Annotated in this window: 19 protein-coding genes; 12 read left to right on the top strand and 7 right to left on the bottom strand. The window is 67.3% G+C overall.

All coding sequences use genetic code 11. From position 1 onward, the window contains the following. The first annotated feature begins 67 nt into the window (after window positions 1-67). The 3 genes from AB0N03_RS05180 to AB0N03_RS05170 are packed head-to-tail and all read left to right on the top strand — an operon-like array spanning window position 68 to window position 2,557. The gene (locus AB0N03_RS05180) at window positions 68-373 is read left to right on the top strand and encodes a DUF6403 family protein (RefSeq protein WP_364365649.1); all 306 of its coding nucleotides are present in this window, start codon (window positions 68-70) and stop codon (window positions 371-373) included. Beyond that, complete coding sequence (locus tag AB0N03_RS05175; RefSeq protein WP_364365646.1) at window positions 366-1,691, top strand: hypothetical protein; 1,326 nt, start codon at window positions 366-368, stop codon at window positions 1,689-1,691. The genes AB0N03_RS05180 and AB0N03_RS05175 overlap by 8 nt, the downstream gene beginning before the upstream one ends. Next, on the top strand, window positions 1,688-2,557 hold the full coding sequence (locus AB0N03_RS05170; protein ID WP_364365643.1) for a hypothetical protein: 870 nt from the start codon (window positions 1,688-1,690) through the stop codon (window positions 2,555-2,557). Before AB0N03_RS05175 ends, AB0N03_RS05170 begins: the two co-directional genes overlap by 4 nt. Here the strand turns inward: AB0N03_RS05170 and AB0N03_RS05165 are convergent. Beyond that, a complete protein-coding gene (locus tag AB0N03_RS05165) occupies window positions 2,545-4,593 on the bottom strand; it encodes a glycoside hydrolase family 15 protein (protein ID WP_364365640.1) in 2,049 nt (682 codons plus the stop codon). The genes AB0N03_RS05170 and AB0N03_RS05165 overlap by 13 nt on opposite strands. A gap of 53 nt (window positions 4,594-4,646) precedes the next feature. On the opposite strand from AB0N03_RS05165, the gene AB0N03_RS05160 reads away from it, so the two are divergent. Both AB0N03_RS05160 and AB0N03_RS05155 read left to right on the top strand, forming a co-directional pair. Further along, entirely contained in the window at window positions 4,647-5,123 is a 477-nt protein-coding gene (locus AB0N03_RS05160) for a hypothetical protein (protein ID WP_364365637.1), read from the top strand. 293 nt (window positions 5,124-5,416) lie between these two features. Next, window positions 5,417-6,289 (top strand): hypothetical protein, encoded by an 873-nt coding sequence (locus tag AB0N03_RS05155; protein WP_364365634.1) that lies wholly within the window; start codon window positions 5,417-5,419, stop codon window positions 6,287-6,289. A 320-nt stretch (window positions 6,290-6,609) separates the two neighbouring features. On the opposite strand, the gene AB0N03_RS05150 is transcribed toward AB0N03_RS05155, so the two are convergent. Beyond that, entirely contained in the window at window positions 6,610-6,816 is a 207-nt protein-coding gene (locus tag AB0N03_RS05150) for a hypothetical protein (protein WP_364365632.1), read from the bottom strand. Window positions 6,817-6,947: 131 nt separating this feature from the next. After that, window positions 6,948-7,916, bottom strand: a complete 969-nt coding sequence (locus AB0N03_RS05145) for an ATP-binding protein (protein ID WP_364365629.1) — start codon at window positions 7,914-7,916, stop codon at window positions 6,948-6,950. Window positions 7,917-8,283: 367 nt separating this feature from the next. Between AB0N03_RS05145 and AB0N03_RS05140 the strand changes: the two genes are divergently transcribed. From AB0N03_RS05140 to AB0N03_RS05115, 6 genes are all read left to right on the top strand, one after another. Beyond that, complete coding sequence (locus tag AB0N03_RS05140; protein WP_364365626.1) at window positions 8,284-8,499, top strand: hypothetical protein; 216 nt, start codon at window positions 8,284-8,286, stop codon at window positions 8,497-8,499. A gap of 94 nt (window positions 8,500-8,593) precedes the next feature. Then, window positions 8,594-9,058 carry a site-specific integrase gene (locus AB0N03_RS05135; RefSeq protein ID WP_364365623.1) on the top strand — a complete coding sequence of 155 codons (465 nt, stop codon included), beginning with the start codon at window positions 8,594-8,596 and terminating at the stop codon, window positions 9,056-9,058. After that, window positions 9,013-9,834 carry a site-specific integrase gene (locus AB0N03_RS05130; RefSeq protein ID WP_364365620.1) on the top strand — a complete coding sequence of 274 codons (822 nt, stop codon included), beginning with the start codon at window positions 9,013-9,015 and terminating at the stop codon, window positions 9,832-9,834. Before AB0N03_RS05135 ends, AB0N03_RS05130 begins: the two co-directional genes overlap by 46 nt. Next, window positions 9,831-10,268: a hypothetical protein gene (locus AB0N03_RS05125; protein WP_364365617.1), complete on the top strand. Its 438-nt coding sequence runs from the start codon at window positions 9,831-9,833 to the stop codon at window positions 10,266-10,268. Before AB0N03_RS05130 ends, AB0N03_RS05125 begins: the two co-directional genes overlap by 4 nt. After that, on the top strand, window positions 10,268-11,785 hold the full coding sequence (locus AB0N03_RS05120) for a hypothetical protein (protein ID WP_364365614.1): 1,518 nt from the start codon (window positions 10,268-10,270) through the stop codon (window positions 11,783-11,785). The genes AB0N03_RS05125 and AB0N03_RS05120 overlap by 1 nt, the downstream gene beginning before the upstream one ends. Further along, the gene (locus AB0N03_RS05115) at window positions 11,698-12,198 is read left to right on the top strand and encodes a hypothetical protein (RefSeq protein WP_364365611.1); all 501 of its coding nucleotides are present in this window, start codon (window positions 11,698-11,700) and stop codon (window positions 12,196-12,198) included. The genes AB0N03_RS05120 and AB0N03_RS05115 overlap by 88 nt, the downstream gene beginning before the upstream one ends. 43 nt (window positions 12,199-12,241) lie before the next feature. Here AB0N03_RS05115 and AB0N03_RS05110 read toward each other — a convergent pair whose 3' ends face one another. Together AB0N03_RS05110 and AB0N03_RS05105 are read right to left on the bottom strand one after the other, a co-directional pair. Next, window positions 12,242-12,766: an NUDIX hydrolase gene (locus AB0N03_RS05110; RefSeq protein WP_364365608.1), complete on the bottom strand. Its 525-nt coding sequence runs from the start codon at window positions 12,764-12,766 to the stop codon at window positions 12,242-12,244. Between the two features lie 76 nt (window positions 12,767-12,842). Beyond that, window positions 12,843-13,490 carry a transposase gene (locus AB0N03_RS05105; protein WP_364365605.1) on the bottom strand — a complete coding sequence of 216 codons (648 nt, stop codon included), beginning with the start codon at window positions 13,488-13,490 and terminating at the stop codon, window positions 12,843-12,845. Between the two features lie 154 nt (window positions 13,491-13,644). Between AB0N03_RS05105 and AB0N03_RS05100 the strand changes: the two genes are divergently transcribed. Continuing rightward, the gene (locus AB0N03_RS05100) at window positions 13,645-14,424 is read left to right on the top strand and encodes a transposase family protein (protein ID WP_364366285.1); all 780 of its coding nucleotides are present in this window, start codon (window positions 13,645-13,647) and stop codon (window positions 14,422-14,424) included. A 189-nt stretch (window positions 14,425-14,613) separates the two neighbouring features. Here AB0N03_RS05100 and AB0N03_RS05095 read toward each other — a convergent pair whose 3' ends face one another. Next, complete coding sequence (locus AB0N03_RS05095) at window positions 14,614-14,949, bottom strand: hypothetical protein (RefSeq protein ID WP_364365602.1); 336 nt, start codon at window positions 14,947-14,949, stop codon at window positions 14,614-14,616. 294 nt (window positions 14,950-15,243) lie between these two features. Further along, window positions 15,244-16,605 (bottom strand): aminotransferase class V-fold PLP-dependent enzyme, encoded by a 1,362-nt coding sequence (locus AB0N03_RS05090; protein WP_364365599.1) that lies wholly within the window; start codon window positions 16,603-16,605, stop codon window positions 15,244-15,246. Between the last annotated feature and the right edge of the window lie 506 nt (window positions 16,606-17,111).

Below are 17,111 nucleotides of genomic sequence, written 5' to 3'. Positions count from 1 at the left end.
TCACATTTCCGGGCTTCGGCCGCCAGAATGACCTCCTCGCCGAAGATCGAGGTGCGAAGGTGGCCGGATGACGTGGCTTGTGTGGGTGCTCGGCGCGGTGGTGATCGCCGCCGCCGGGTTCGGCGTGGTCGCGTTGCCCCGCCTGCGGGAGCTCGACCTGCGCCGGCGGACGGCGTGGTCGGCCGCGCGGGCGGCGATCGACAGCGCGTCCGTGAGCCGGGACGCCGCGGCCGCTCCCCTGCCGGAAGCCGAGCAGCTGCTGACCCGGGCAGAGGCTCTCGCGGGCGCGCACGGTGGCGAGCGGGCGGCCCACACGGCCGAGGAGCACGCGCGCCGCGCCGACGCGCTCTGGCGGGCGGCCGCCCGTGGTTGACCGGATTCGCTGGGCTCTGCTGGCCGTGGCCGTCGCCGTACTGGTGACGTTCCTCCTCGTGCAGAAGCAGAGCACCGACGTCAGCTACGGCCAGGCGCCGGGGGCCAAGGACCCGATCCCCGAAGGTTCCGCCGGCGAGCTGAGCGGCGCGACCGTCCCTTCGACCGAGCAGATGACGGCGATGGTCAAGGCCTCCGCGGTCGTGCGGCTGCCGGGCGCGATCGCGACCTGGGACGACCAGGCCGTGAAAGCCGCGGCCGGCGGCACCGGATACCGGGTCCTCGTCGCGCCACCCGGGCTGAAGAAGGCGGACAGCACCCGGGTGCACGACGTCGACGCCGCGACCGTCCGGGTCGTCGGCACCGAGGTCAGTGGCGGAATCCTCCAGGCCTCGCCCGACCGCGCGTCGGAGTGGATCCGCGAGTTCGCCACCGGCGACGTCACCGAGTCGCTGACCACTCTCGTCGCGCACTTGAACCACCAGCCCGAGCCGCCGGACCAGGCTACGATCGCCCGGCGTGACCCGACAGCGGAGGAGCTGGCCGCCACCACCACGGCGCTTCGCGGCACCGGCCGGTTCATCGCCCCGGGCGCGACGCTGAAGGACGCTCCCGCCACCACCGCGGCCTTCCCCGGCGCGCAGCCGTTGTACGTCGCCCTGCCGCAGCAGCCGATCGGTCAGCCGCTCGTCCACTTCGGACCGGCGTTGGCGAAGGAGTTCCCCGGCCGGCCGATCGTGGCGGTGTACGGCCAGTGGGTGGAGTACGACGGCCCGTCGGCCGCCGCCTTCTCCGAGGTCGTGACGGCGAGCTTCTACGGCCAGTTCGCCGATCGGCTCAGCACCTACGCCTACCCGCAGGGCAACGTGCTGGGCGCGTGGCTCGACCGCGTCACGGCCATCCGCTACGCCGGGCTGTTCGACCGTCCGCTCCCCTACACCCCGTTCGACCCGCTCCGAGTCGCACTGCCCGCGCTGCCCTGGCTGTTCGCCGCCTGCGCGGCCGGGTTCCTCGTCCTCTCGGCCCGCCGGGTGGCGCGACCGGGCCGGCCCACCGGCGCGGGCGTGCCGGCGCGCCTGGCCGGGCTGACCGCGCTCGCCGTCGAGATCTCGGGACTCACCGACGGCGCGTCGGCCGCGGCACTGACCCGCGGGATCACCCAGCTGACGGCGGCCCGGGAGGCGTTCACCGAGAAACTCCCGGACCGGCACGTCCACGGGCTGCTCGACGCGGCCGAGTCCGATTTGGACACCACCGCCGAACTGCTCGGCCGCCCGGACTACCGGCCCGCCGCGTTCTTGCAGGGGAGGCTCGCGTGAAACGCTTCTTCGGCTCCGCGTTCGGGATCGCGGTGCTCGGCTGCCTCGTGCTGGCGGGCTGGGCGGTGTGGTCGGCGGGGGTATTCGACTCAGCCGTCGCCCGGCAGCTGCGGTCGGCGTCGGTGTACGTCGCACCCGGGGTCACGCTCGACCGGCCCGCCGCCGAACGCGTGATCGGCAACCGGCGGCTGGTGGTGGCGTTCCTCGAGCCGGGCGCGGACCTGAGCGACGCGTGCGACAGGCTGGGCGGCGCGGCCGACGGCACCCTCGCCGTGATGCTCAGCCGCGACGGCGACGACTACGAGAAGTACGGCTGTTCCCGGCTTCCCGGCGGTGACGACGAGAACTTCGGCAAGGCGTTCGTCGCGGAGTCGATGATCGGCAACGGCATCGACGCCTTCGCCGACCGGCCCGTCGAGGCGCTGAAGGTGATGGTCGTCAACTACGACCTGCTGGTGCGCTCCGGCGCGATTCCCGACGGCGGCCGCACGGTCAGCCCGTCGCTGCCGCGGTACCTGGTCGCCGCGGCCGCGGTCGGCACGGTGGTCCTGGGCTCGCCGGCGCTCTACCTCGCCGCCCGCCGGGCCGGCCGGACTTCGGTGGCACGGCGCGAACGCCGGGACGCGGAAGCGGACGAGCGGACCGAGCTGGCGGGGGCCGCGGCCGTGCTGGCCCAGGAGATCATCGACCTGGACAAGCGCTACGCCCGGCAGACGGGCAAGAGCAGGTTCGCCCGGGACTACCGGACCCTCGTGTCCGACTACACGAACCTGCTGCCGGATCTCGACCGGGAAACCCCCGAGCTGCGGGCCCGGGTCGAAAAGCTGCTGACCCGGACCCGCAAGCTGGCCGCTCAGGTGCCGTAGCGGGTCTTGACGATCGACGGCGTGTCGAGGTTGTGCCCCGCGTCCATGCTCTGCGCGAGCCGCAGGTACTGCCCCTCGGCCCACATCAGCGGACCCGCGCTGCCCGTGGGGCGGCCCAGGCCGAAGCAGCCGACGTCCGCGCGGTCCCAGACCTGCTCGGGCACGAAGTACCCGTCGTTGGCCGAGTCCGCCATGGACTTCAGGTACACCGCCGCCGAGCGGCCGTTGGCGAGTTCGTACTGCCCCCGCTCCCCCGACAGCACCGGCCACAGCCGCCCGAACCGCTGACTCCCACCCGCGGGCCAGCCGTTGCACGTCGCGGTGCTCTCGCCGTAGTTGTCGTGCGGGTAGCGGTGGAAGTAGACGTCGCCGTCGGGCAGCGTCACCTGCATCGCCGAGTTGCCGTCGGACGCCGCCGCCGTCGGCGCGACCGAGTTCGCGATCGTCGTGTCGTTCGCCGGGCGGATGCCGAGCCGCACCAGGTCGAGGAAGCCGAAGTCGGTGACGTCGTGTTCGTAGAAGCAGCCTTCGTCGAAGCAGAGCGTCGCTCCGTCGTTGGGGTTCCCGGCGCGGTCGAGGCGTTCGTAGTAGGTGTGCCCGCCCCAGTAACCGGACGTCGTCACCGTCCAGCCGGCCAGGGAGTTGCGCCACGAGTCCGCTGTGGACTCCCACGACGTCGCGCTCGCGGTGTCGCCGTTCGCCCGGGCGATGGCGCCCGCGGCGATCAGCCCGGCGATCTCGGCGGCCACCGACGACGGCGACTTGCCGTACTGCTCTTCCCACCGCTCGGTGGTGTCCGGGCCGGTCGCCGTGATGTGGTTCGCCGTCGTCTTGACCTTGGCGTACGTCGAGGCGTCGGTGAGGCCGGTCAGCCAGGCCAGCAGGATCGCGTCGGCGTCCTGGTCGAGCTGCTCGCAGCAGCCGAGCTGCTGGGCGCTGGCGCCGGCGACGCCGGAAACCGGGCTGTAGCGCGGGAAAGATCCCGCCGGGTACGTCATGCCGTCGCCCGCGGTCGGGCTGCCGATCCACTGCGAGTTCCACAGGAACTGGGCCATCCGCTTGGCCTGCGCGCTGTCGCCGGCGGCCAGGAGGCCGGTCGCCTGCTGGTAGAGGTCGCGGCCCCAGACGCGGTGGTAGCCGTCGTTGAGCTGGTCGCCGCCTGCGAAGTTGCCCCACGGCGTCGCGAGGCCCGCGACGCTCGCGCCCGGGTGCTGCTTGTCCTCGGCGGTCTTGAGCGCCATCGCCGCGACGTAGTAGGCGCGACGCCGTTGCGTGTCCCCGGAAACGCTGGCGGGCGCGGGTTTCAGACCACCCGCATAAAAGTTCCAGCCGCTGCGGTAGGAGCTTGACAGGGCCGAGAACCCGCTGCTCAGTGAGCCGCTCGCGGCGGACGTGGCCGCCGCGGCGGTGCCGCCGTAGCCGAGCGCGACGGTGAACGTGGTGTCCGTGCCGACCGGGATCTGTCCACATTGGACGACGTTGCCCGTACCGGAGATGTTGTCGAACTGGTTGTTCAGGTTCTTGTCGGCACGCAGGTCCACCAGGCAGTCGCTGCCCGCGCCGCTGTAGCCGTTGTCGTGGGCGGTGAAGCCGGTCGAGACGCGCAGCGCGGACACGACCGTGGTGGCGGTGCCGCCGAACAGCGTCTCGGTGCCGCCGGCGAGGAGGCCGCTGCCGTCCCACCAGGCGTTGTCGTTGGCGCCGCCGCCGGCCATCGACGGGTTGGCCAGGAGATAGAGCCGGTAGCTGCCGCCGTCGAGGGACTGGAACCGCGTGTTCCGGACGAGCGTGGCGCGGGCCGGGTCGGTGACGTAGTCGGTGGTGATGCGGTACTTCCCGCTCTTGGCGGTGTTGGTGACGGTGTACTGCAGGGCTTTCTCGTCGGGCATGGTCACGACGTGGTTCGTGGCGTCGCGCTCCACGTCCACGAAGCTGCTGCCGTCGGTGACGACGAACTGCATGTCCTGCATGTTCGGGACGTGCAGCCGCTGACCTGCTCCGGAGTCCCGATCGTGGGGCAGATCTGGGGCAGTCATACCCGACCCGGCCAGTTTGGGGCGAACGTGGGGCCAGCAGCGTCGTCACCGCGATGCTGCCGTTCAATCCGGCCAACCCGCAGGACAACAGGTTCGCCGGCCAGGTGCTGCGGGTCCGCATCGGCCCCCGCGACCAGGACGTCTCCTTCTACTCGGTCCAGGTCCGGCTGGCCGACGGGACCGAGCGGCGGGTGCGGGTGACCAACGAGGTGATGGACCTGCTGTTCGGCAACGGCCAGACCCCCCTCCGTCAGGCCCTGACTCAGGTGGTCCATGCGGCTATCGGGAACGACGCGGTCGACGGCGCGTTCCAGCAGGTCGCCCTCCGGGCGGCGCACGCACAGGCCCAGAGCGCGCCCGCGGCCGGAGAGGATCGGATTTCTGATGCGGAACTCGTCGCGGCCGTCCAAGCGGTCCTGGACGAGGCGCGCAACTTCCCCGACGGTCTCGACGCGCACGCAGCCCAAGCGGTGCGGCGGCTGGAGCAGGTCGTCGAGGACTACGAGCGCTGGCGTCGGGCGGCGCAATGAGCAGCCCTCGGACGATGCAGGTCCAGTGGCCGGACGCTTCCTCGACTCAAGTGGCAAGGAGACGTTCCCGATGTCCGGGAGTGTCCTGCGAGGACTGATCGACGCCGCCCAGCCCACCGGGTGCGCGCTCGCGATCGCGCTGGTGATCATGGGGCTCGGGCTTATCGTGAAGAATGCCGACCGGCTGGCCAACGCGGTTGCCTGGTGGATGATGGCGTGCGACCGTCGCGCTGCCTGCAGAGCCGCGCTCGCTGCCAAAGGCCCGAAGGAGCGCGAGCATGCGCTCGCGGTGCTTGACCGGCTCCAGCAGCGCGCAGGCCGCGCTCTGGCGTGGCCTGGCCGACCGCGTCCACTATGTCGGCGACTTGGAAGCCGGCGTCGCAGAGCTGCGCGCCGGGCACGTCGGCCTGGTGGTCCTGGTCAACAAGTACGACGGCATCGACCTGCCCGGCACCGCGTGCGAGATGTTGGTCATCGACGGCATCCCCCGGCCGATGTCGGCCGCCGATCGCCGTGAAGCCGCTGCGCTGATCGACAGCCCCACCCGCCGGGCCCGCGACGCCCAGCGCATCGAACAAGGCATGGGCCGCGGTGTCCGCGACGTCCAGGACCACTGCGCAGTTCTGCTGCTCAGTGCTGGGCTGGCCATCGCGGTGCACGACAATGCCTGGCTGGATCAGTTCTCCCCCGCCACCCGCGCACAGCTGGTGCTCAGCCGCGACGTCGCCATCCAGCTCTACGGTCAGGGCGTCGATGGTGTCCGTAGCGCCCTGTCAGTCTGCCTGGACCGCCACCCCGAGTGGGTCCAGCGCAGCCGGCTCGCGCTGGCCTCGGTGCGCTACCGCAACGTCGGCGCCGTCCGGCCGGAAGCGATCGCTGCCCGCGAGGCGTTCGACCTCGCCGTCGCCGGACAGACGTCCCAGCTGCCGACCGGCTGCAAAACGCGATCAACGGCCTCACCGACCCCGCGCTGCGCGGCTGGGTCCGCGAGCAGAAGGCCGGCTACCTGCACTTCACCAATCCCAACCTCGCGCAGCAGCAGCTCGGCGCCGCGATCCGAGAGAACCCGATGGTGCTGCGCCCGCGATCCTGGCCGACGACGGCCGTTTTTACCTCACTATGGATGGCAAGCTTGTGTGCGGTGGCCGAAAGATCCGCGGCACTAAGCCGTCGCGGCGGCTCCCTGCGACTCGGCGAGCCGGCAACTCCTACCCGTGCTGGCGCGGACAAGCTGCGCTACCTGCTCGGGCTCGTATCCCCACTTGACGGTGTAGAAACGCAGCAGGTAGTCCCGGCGAGCCTCCGAGAGGTCCTCGATGTCGACAAGATCCTCGCCCGACCTGGCTTGGTCCATGGTTACTCACCCGTCCACGATTTGAACGAAGTACCGACCGAGTCTGCCCGGCGGGCCCCAGGCCCGCCGCTGGTGAGAGGCTCGTAGACCGCCCTGGCCACCAGTCCAGCGGCCGCGAGAGCTGCAGGAGACTCACCCGGGAATGCTCGAACCGGGCATCCCGAACTGCTGGCTGAGATCATCCGCGAGTTGGCGGGCCACCTCTCGCAGGGCTGCAGCGTCGTCATCGGCGGAGAACGACGCCTCCACGGGCAGCAGGTTCCGGACCCCACGCGCCTGCTGGACGGGGTGATATTGAGAGTTCGGTGGCCCTCCGAACATTCGGTTGTCGATCGCCATCAAGGGGAGACTTCTCGGAAGGTCGTCCCACAGCAAAGTCGCACGGGTCACGATCGTCCCGACCCCACCAAGTCCGCGCACGTGAGACGACGCCAACGCAATCGCCTCCGCAATCACGGCATCGACAAGTCTCACAGGCACCGGCCGAACATCGGTGACCCGGTCGGAGAGGCGGGCACCACGCAGGAACTCGAACAACCCATCGCCAGCGCGACGGAGCCGTCGTGATGCAACTCCACCAAGGCACAATCGACCAGCTCATGGGGATCGGTCGAGTAGTGATTCGACCGGATGACCCAGCGGCGCAGACCATTCCGCGGGTTGATGATCGGACCATCCGACAGCAGCTCGTTCAGCACCGGCACCCGGCCTTGCGACTTCCCGAACACCTCGGAGACCAGCTCCAGTGCGTTCAACATCGTCGAGGTCACCCCCTCGCGTTCCGGACGCCCGCTCAGCAGAGGCAACGGTGCGACTGGCCGAGCCACAACCGCCACCCAGACGCCCTGCTTCAGGTCGATCTCAGGAATCAAGCCGTCGATCAGCGCGTCCAGCGCCGCACGATCGTCGCCCCGCCGGGTGAACCGATCACGATAGGCGCGCTCGAGTTGGCTCTCCGACATCCAGTTCGTGTCTGTTCCGTAGCGATACGGAACACCCATCTCGTTCTTCTCACCGATCACGTGGGGCGTGTCCGGGCTCGGGGGCACGAACACGGCGACCAGGCCAGGCTCCCCGGCCTCGCCGTCGAGCGCCTCTATCTGCAGGCCGTCGACCAACGGCCGCACATATCGGTTGGCAAACGACCGCAGGGCTTGCCGGTCCCGCTCACCATTCGGTACGCCGGTCAGCCCGACAGCACGCTCGTTCTCCTCACGGACCCCGTGGACGATCAGCCCGCCACGGGTGTTGGCCATCGCCGCGATGTCCTTGGCGAACTCCAGTCGCTTCTTCTCGACCTCGGGCGGCAGCGCCTGCTTCCAGTCGAGGTCGTCGGCCTCAGCCATCCCAGCCTCGACCGCCCGCACGACCATGGCATGAGTCAGCGGAGTCGGAGACAAGCCCAACTCCGCATGGAGTCGCGACCACATGATCGGCATCACACAATGCTAATCGCCCGAATCTTCCGCACACCGACCGGATCTCCGGACGATCGAATTCCGGTTTTATCAACATGCTCGCGCGCCGAGGGCAGCAACGCGACGTCCTCGAGCACCTTCGCCACCGACCGCTGTTGGTCGGTGACACCGTTCGGAGGGACCTGTGTGCCGTGTGGGGTGAGGCTGTCGGCTAGGTCCAAGGTGGACAGGGCGTTGGACACGGCGCCGGCGCCATGGTCGTCCGGTCGGTCGCAGCCGCACGTGCCTCGACCGCGGGTGTCGGTGAAATCGGTTTCACCGACCGCCAGGCCGGGCCCCTTGCGGCACGGGTCGTCTGTGGCCGCGAACTCGGCTAGGAGAGGTTTCCGTGTCCGAGCGGATCGAACCCGTTCTCGAGGTAGGCGGTCCGTTCGGTGTGCACGACGTCGAGGCACACGGCGACGCGGCGCGCCATGTGCGGCCGAAGCATCCCCGCGGCTTCGGCTCGGGTGGCGAACTTCGAGCGCTTCAGCTCGCCCTCGGCCAGGCGCAGCGCTGCGATCTGGGCATCATTGAGGACACCGCCGTCGAACAGGACTGTTGACCGGACTACGGAGCGACACGCCGACCAGATATCGGCCGTCGGCACGGCCCGCTCTGTAGATCTCGTCACCTTCAACAACGGAGGGTGGCCGAGGATGCCGGAGTATGTGCAGCGAGATATCGGGGCGATCCAGCTCCCCCGATGGGGGCGCGTTGTCGCGGCGGAGGGCGCGGCGGCCTGGCTGGTGGTGGATCCGGACGGAGCTCCGGTCGAGCCGATCCGCCGGTTCCTGGTCGACTTCGCCGCACAAGGCATGAGGCCGACGTCGCTTCGCAGCTATGCCTACGACCTGCTGCGCTGGTGGAGGTGGTTAAGGGCGGTCGAAGTCGAGTGGGATCGAGCAAGCTCAGCCGAGGTGCGGGACCTCGTGCTGTGGCTCAAGGAGACCGAAAAGCCTCGTAACGCCGCACGCACGAAGTCGGCGACGACCGCAGGGACGATCAATCCGATCACCCGCAAGCGCTATCTCGGCGACAAATACGAGCCCCGCACCGTCCGGCACAGCAAGCGGTGTTGCGCACTTTTTACGAGTTCTGGCTGGGCGAGGGGGTCGGTCTAAGCAACCCCGTCGCGCTCGCCCGGCGCGGCCAGCGCCCCCACGCGCATCACAACCCGCTGGAACCCTTCCGGAACGAGGGCAAGCTCCGTTACAACCCCAAGGTCCCGAAGCGCCGGCCTCGCATGATCGAAGACGATCGCTGGATCGAGCTGTTCGGCGCACTACGTTCGAACCGGGACCGCGCGATGTTGACGCTGACCGTCAGCAGCGCGAATCGCTCCGCTGAGCTGCTCGGAGTCCGGGGCATGGATGTGGACTGGGGCGACCAACTCGTCCGGGTAGTGCGCAAGGGCACCACAGCCGAGCAGTGGCTTCCGGCCAGTCCCGACGCGTTTGTCTGGATCCGGCTCTACGTCGCGGAACTCGGTGAACCGCTCGATCCGAACGAGCCGCTGTGGTGGACGTTGCGGCGCCGCGACCGCGGCGAAGGCCTCCGCCGCCAACCCGTGAACTACGAAGCCTTGCGCGCCGTGCTGCGCAGGGCCAACGTCGCCCTCGGTACGAACTGGACGATGCACGACCTTCGACACACCGCGGCCCTGCGCATGGCTCGCAACAGCTCGTTGTCGATGCGCGACGTCCAGATCATTCTCGGACACCTGCACCTCAGCACCACCGCCGACATCTACCTGGTCGAGGACGAAGCCGAAGTCATCCGCCGTGTTCACGAGCACTTCACAACTCGCGAACGGCAAGCGCGCGAGCCGACGCCGCCCCCGTCGAACGGCTACGACCCGGCCGACCTGACCGTACTGTTCAGCGGAGGTGCCGGATGACCGCGATGACGACCGCCCCACTGGGCAAGTCAGATTCCGGCCCCCGCCGGCCACCACGCCAGACCGAGTCTCCTGTCGGCGATCTGGATCAGCTCGGCATCGAGGAAGTTCTGCAACAGATTCAGGAGTTGCCGGGCTTTCCTCCGCCGGGCCAAGGGAAACCCGGCAAGCCGCTGCGCGGAGCCCGGCTGATCTTGGAGTGGTTGCAGCAGCGTCCCGGGAGCGGTTGGCAAGATCGCTGGTTGGCGTCCGGCGCCGAGGCGGGCAAGCACTGGCTCCGCACGTTGATCCAAGACGACCCCCGCCAGGAGACGACTGCGCTCGAGGAAGTGATGGCAGGGCTTCGCTGCCTGCTGCTCCGCCGAGTGGTGATAGCGAACTCGACTTCCTCGCGGCCTACTGCTCACGGTCGCTGCTCAGCGACACTCGCGTAGTGGTGACGCCCGAGGTCTTCGACCGGATTGAGCGGGCCGGGATTCGGTGCGGGATGCCAGCCAAGAGCGTCCGCCAAGGCCTTGTGGTTATCACCAAGGTGGTCCTTCGCACCGGGCGACCGCCCGAGGAGTTGGTCGGCGACGACATCGTGGCGTATCGAACGTGGGACCGCAGCAGGGCAGGACGATGCCAGAAGGGTGAATACGCGGCCTGGGATCTCCTACGGGACGCGGACATCTTCCGCAATGAGCCTTCGCTGAAGGAGGTGCTGCTCAAAGGGCAGTGGCCCACCACAGAGTTGGTGGACCGCCACGCGATCCAGTGTGAGCATGTCCGTGACGCTTTAGTGCGCTACCTCGACGAACGACGTCCGGGCCTCGACTACGGCTCCCTGCGGAACCTGGCCAGCATCCTCGCGGGCCTGTTCTGGGCGGATGTCGAACGGCATCACCCCGGCATCGAAAGCCTGCACCTGCCCAACGATGTCGCCGCCGATTGGAAAGTACGACTGGCTCTCATCACCAAACCGGGGCAACCGCCACGGGCCCGCCGCAGTCTTCTTCACATCTACACGCAGGTCAGGAGCTTCTATCTCGACATCCAGGAATGGGCCACCGAGGACCCGAGTTGGGTGCCGCACGCCGTTCCCTGCCCGATTCGAGCGGGCGAGACCGACGGCCAGGTGAAGGCCAGGAAGAAGACAATCGCGACGATGCACCAGCGGGTGCGGGACCGCCTCCCTCATCTTCTTCAGCTGGTCGAAGCTGCTGAAAGGGACAAGTCCGAGCAAGCCGCGCTCCTTAACGTCGCGAAGGCGACGCCTGTCGGGGCGACGTTCCTGCACGACAACGCCGAGTACATCCGAGTCCACATCAAGAATTCGGCGGACCGCGTCGTGATCAGAGAGGTCGCCACGGGCACCCAGGTCGACATCGTCCGCCGAGAGCTGGAGGCGTTCTACGCCTGGGCGATCATCGAGACGCTCCGCCACACCGGCGTCCGGCTCGAAGAGCTGCTGGGAATCACGCACCTGGCGCTGGTGTCCTACCGGGTCCCGGCGACCGGCGAAGTCGTTCCGCTCTTACAGATCGTGCCTTCCAAGAGCAACGAAGAACGCCTCCTGGTCGTGAGCCCCGAGCTGGCCAGCGTCTTCGCCAGCATCGTCACAAGGCTCCGCGCTGACAACGGTGGCACCATCCCGCTCGCGGCCCGCTACGACACGACCGAGCGGCTTGTCGAGGCACCACTTCCCCATCTTTTCCAGCACAAGCTCGCCTGGCGGCCAACGGTTCTGAGCGGCACCACGGTCTACAAGATGCTCAAGCAAACGCTGGAGCTCGCCAGCGTCACCGATGCCGCCGGTCAGCCGCTGCACTACACCCCGCACGACTTCCGAAGAATTTCGCCAGCGAGGCCGTCGCCGGCGGGTTGCCCATCCATATCGCAGCCCGGCTACTCGGCCACGCCTCGCTCTCCACCACGCAGGCCTACCTCGCGGTCTTCCAGGAAGACCTGATCCAAAGCTATCGAACGTTTCTCGACCAACGCCGTGCAGTCCGCCCCTCTACCGAATATCGCGAACCCACCGACCAGGAGTGGAACGAGTTTCAACAGCACTTCGAGCTTCGAAAACTTGAACTCGGAACCTGCGGCCGTCCCTATGGCACACCCTGCAAACACGAGCACGCTTGCATCCGCTGTCCCAGCTTGCGCGTCGACCCGAACGCCCGCGGCCGGCTTCTGGAGATCGCCAGGAACCTCGGCGACCGTATCGGTGAAGCCAAGGCGAATGGCTGGTTGGGTGAAGTCGAAGGTCTACAGACCAGTCTGGAGGCTGCGAAGCGGAAGCTGGTCAGCTTGGACCGCATGCTCGCGCGGAAACCCGGTGGCCCAGTCAGCCTCGGCCTACCGACCATCACCACGTCGTGACCCGAGGACTCGAACGGAAGTAGTGCCTGATCTGGTCCAGCGCCTAGCGATCGGCGTGGTAGCCGTGGTGGAGATATCCGGTCGTTCCAGTGCGCAATGCGTCCAGGCAGGCATCGACACGTCGGCTCATATGGTCGTCGAGGCGAGCGACGTAGTCGTCGCGGTCGCAGTAGTCCCATCGAGACAGTTCGCCGTCCTGGAGCTTGATGGCCTGTTCCTGCTCGGTCGTCAACATTCCTCCGTCGAAGAGAAAGTTGATCAGCGGTCGTCGACCTTGGCGGGCGGGGACGCAGTCGACGACCAGCAGCCGGCCGAGTGTGATGTCGAGGCCGAGTTCTTCCTTGATCTCGCGGCGCGCGGCGTCGAGCGGATAGTCACCGTGCTCAGCGCCGCCGCCAGGGATCTCCCACTTTTCGTCGTCCCGATATTTCGCATCGACATAGGTGGGGCGCACCAACAGCACACGTCCGGCTCTGTCGCGGAAGATGACACCGCCGCTGGCTAGGTGCTGCGGGCGGGAGGAGTAGTAGTCGTCTGGGGCGGCTGGCGAAGGCTGAACCGGGGTCATGGCCGAGGAAACTACCGAACGGGCCCGCTCCTTCGGCGACCGGGAAGCGCCGCCCCTGGATAGGGCTGGTTGTCCGTCAGATGCGACCGCGTTCCTCTGTGACAACCGACCGCACCCGATTCGGTGGAGAGGCTCGTGTTCGTGAGATCCGACCGCGCGCCCGATCCTTGGCTCGAGAGGCGACACACTCCCGCTTCTCCTTGATCCTTGCCACCCTTGGCTGTTGCGAGCGTGCAGTCCCAGGTGGTGTGGTTGGCACCGGTTGCGGGACCACCATGTTGCCAGTCGGCGACCGCCAACAGCAGGTGATCCACCCAGAGAACAAGTTCCACCCCATGTACTGACGTTTCACAGCCGCCGTCGCACCGCCCTGCTTCTGCTGCCCCGACTCGTCCAGCGCGCCGACCACCAGCTCCTCGTCCTCCAGGTGCCCGGCCACGAACGCCCGCACCACCGACGTCGCCTTCTCGGTGTCCCACACGGCGTGGTTGAGCAGTCGCTGCGTCCGGTTCGGCGTTGAGTCTCCGGCGTGTTCCGCGATCGTCCACCCGTCCTTCCGCGGCAGATCGCTCATCAACGCGGCGATGTAATTGCGGGCCTGCGCAAACGGCTCCGCCCTGCCGAAACACGGCTCCAACCGGCCGTGCAACTCGGCCAGATTCGACACCGCCCGCTCACCCTCTACGATGGCAGCCGCAGCCGCCTCACGGTTTTCTTGCGTCATAACATGATCATCGCGAGGCGACTGCCCTCATGATCAACGAGGCCTCGCCGAGGCCCTCGCCAGCCAAGATCATCTAAGTGCTGCTGCCGTACTAAAGGATGTCTCGTAACCCGGTGTCGGGCTGGGTGGTGCGGTGGGTGATCATATTGGTGTGGTGCAGGTGATCACGGCGTCGCGGCCGGAGTGGATTGCCCCGTTCACCGGGCTGGAGCCGGGCCAGTTCCGGAAGCTGGTGCGGCTGGTGGCGAAGCGGGGCGGGGATGAGATCGCGGACGGCCGTCCGGGCCGGCAGTGGGCGTTGCCGCTGGCCGACCGGGTGTTGCTGGTCGCGACGTATTGGCGGACGAACCTGACGATGCGCCAGATCGGGCCACTGTTCGGGGTGTCGCATTCCGCGGCGCACCGGGTGATCGACACGATCGGCCCGTTGCTGACGCTGGCCCCGGTCCGTAAACGCCGGGCCAATGCGGTCGCGATCGTGGACGGCACCCTGGTCCCGACCCGGGATCACCGGCTGGCCACTCCGTCGAAGAACTACCGCTACTCGGCAAATGTGCAGGTCGCGATCGACGCCGAGACCCGGCTGGTGATCGCCACCGGAGATCCGCAACCGGGCAGCCGCAACGACTGCACCGTCTACCGCGACTCCGGTATCGCCGAGGTGCTCGCCGGCCAGCCAGTCATGGCCGATGGCGGTTACCAAGGCAATCCCGGGGTTGTCATGCCTTATCGCAAACCTCGAGAAGGCAGCGAAATGCCGGAGTGGAAGGAAGACCTCAACGCCACCCACCGCAAAGTCCGCGCCCGCGTCGAGCACGTCCTGTCCCGGACGAAGAACTTCAAGATCCCGCGCGACTACCGCCGAGCCGCCAGCACGCTCGCCGACACAGTGTCCGGAGTGGCGAACCTGCACAACATCCTCCTCGAAAGCTGACCGCAACACCAGCCCCACCAACCACACCCGCAGTTACGAGACATCCCTTAGGGCTGAGCTTCACGTCTGAGCAGTCATCTAAGTATCTGTTTCCGAGCTGAGGGGCAGCCGGAGGCTTTGGTGCGGACATGGGGGAACTCCTGGTAGATCGGACGGTGTCGAAGCGCCGTCCCACCAGAAGTTCCGTTGTTATCGTGCCCGATCCCCGCGGGCGATGGCACCACGGGTTCGCCGTGCTGCCGACTCGCCGCCTCTCACCAGCCTGTCCGGCCAGATCCGAGCGTTTCTTGGTTTCTCGCGACCGAACGCATTCCGCCGGGGTGGAGTCGACCAGCCATACCTCATCGGCCCACAGCGTGGTGTCAACGCCAGCAGGCGGATCACGGCTTTGACCAGGCTGGCGGCGTTGCGCAGGCGTTTGTTGTAGTCGGATTGGCCGGGCAGGTAGCGGAGCACATGCCCGAGATAGACGCGGGCGTGACGCAGGAAACAGGCCTCGGAGGTGAACCCGAGCAGGGCCTGCATCACCGCCAAGGTAATCCAGCTCCGCGTCGGCCAGTCGGGGCCGGATGCCGACGCGGGGTCGCCCTGGTGCTAGGTGCGGCGCGGCCGTGAGCAGGTCGTCGGTTCTGACGTAGAGTGCGGTCGCGAGGATGTCAATGTCGGTCGTCACAACCCGATCATTGACATCCTCGCGTCACGTCTCCAGGCGCTTGCCCCTTGGACTTACTCATCTAGAACGGCCCAAGCCGCTTCGATGCCGACCGCGATGTTGAATGACTGCTTCAAACGCACTGCGTGCATTTCTTTGAAGAGGTATTAGTGCGTCGACTCGAAGATCGCTAGAAGATCGTCGACGGTCGTTGTTGGGTTCAAGATCGCAAGCCGGATGCACGGGTATCCCTTGTGCTCCGTGGGTGTCACGAATGCGACCTGGTCTCGTAGCAATCTGGAACTCCAGGCCGAGTAATCAGAACCGGCCCAACCGGTCCGTTCGAACAGCAATACCGACAGATCGGGCTCCACTAGCAGTTTCAGGTGCTCATCGGCCCGGATGAGGTCGGCACCCGCGCGGGCGACATGCAGAGTCTGTTCGATAGCCGCCCGGTAGGCGTTGGTGCCGTGCGCGGCGAGCGAGAACCACAAGGGCAAGCCGCGGGCCCGGCGCGTGAGATGGGTCCCGAGGTCGGACGGGTTCATCTCGCTCGCATCGGCGAGAGGGTCTAGATAAGCGGCGTGTTGGGTGTGGGCCGCTTGTGCGAGCCCACGGTCTCGGTATATGAGCACGCACGAGTCATATGGACCGAACAGCCATTTATGGGGATCGATGATAAACGAGTCGGCGTGTTCGATGCCTCGATACAGGTCCTCGAGCTCGGGTGCGAGCAGACCGGCGCCGCCGTAGGCGCCGTCGACGTGTAGCCACCAGCCGAACTCCTTGGCAACGCCGGCGACACCTTCAAGGTCATCGACCGTGCCAGCGTTCGTCGAACCGGCCGTTGCGACAACCGCGAAGATCTCCGCCCGCTTGTCCGCACCGATCGACTGCGTGTAGTTGCGCAGCTGTTTCCCGGTCAGGCGTCCTCGGTCATCCGGGGGCACCGCGATCACGTCAACACCCATCACGGATTCGAGCAGGTACCGGATGGAGGAGTGCGTGTTCTCGCTAATGCAGACAGCGGCGCCCGCGACAGAGCGCCGTTCATCTGTCGAGCGGGTGCTGTGGCGTGCCGCGACGAGCGCGGACAGGTTGCCGGTGGTGCCGCCAGAGACGAATGTTCCTCCAGCTGATGCCGGGAAGCCTGCGAGGTCTGCGATCCAGCGCAGAACCTGGTTCTCGGCGTGGATCGCACCAGCGCCTTCGAGCCATGCGCCGGCGTAAATGCTCGAGGCGCCGACGAGCCCGTCGAACGCGGCAGCGTAGATCGTTGGACAGTTCGGCATGAACGCGAAGAAGCGTGAGTGGTCCAGGGACAAACAGGCAGGCTCGATGACCTCGGTCCAGAGTTCGGTCGCGTGGAGGGCGCCCACACCTTCCGGAGTGATCGTTGATCCCAAGCTTTGCTGCAGCTCTGTAGCGCTGGGGATTCTCCCCAGCGACCGCGGTTCGGCAAGCCGACGTCGGGACAGGTCGGCTAGTGCGCGGACTACTTGGTCGGCAGCGGGCGTGTACTCGTGCATCAGCGGGCGGCTCCTGTCAGAGGGGTGCGTGCTTGTATGAATGGCTGTTGCCGGACGCGTCACGATGAGGCCAGCCGGTGGCGGAATGCCTCTGCGCCACCATGTGACCGTCAATCGTGACTTTACACGGCCGCTGATGCAATGTCTTGGATGCTATAGCAGCGGCCCATGATCGTGATGATCCGGTGTGGTTGGGTCACGCCTCAGATGCCGAAGTCGCCGTTATACCACGGTTGGTTCGCGATCCGCTCGATGCTGTCGTACGTGTCGTTAGATTCGATGGCTTGCATCGCGTCAGACTTGATTCTCTCGGAGTCACCTATGCCGCGGAAACCTGACGATGACGGCAGCGTAGTCATGGTGAGCGAAGTAGTTCAGATAGTTGGTGTAGGTGATACCTTGGTCGAAGTCCTTATTGTTGGTGTGTAACGACGACTGCGTGCCTGGACCGGTTCCAGTTCCGGTTGGTAAGTATACGTCGGCGGCAAGGGCGGCACCGTCACGCA

It is taken from the genome of Amycolatopsis sp. NPDC051061 (assembly GCF_040682935.1).
GTDB lineage: Bacteria > Actinomycetota > Actinomycetes > Mycobacteriales > Pseudonocardiaceae > Amycolatopsis.
The sequence above is the reverse complement of the archived record's forward strand: the minus strand, read 5'-3'. Positions and strand labels throughout refer to the sequence as shown.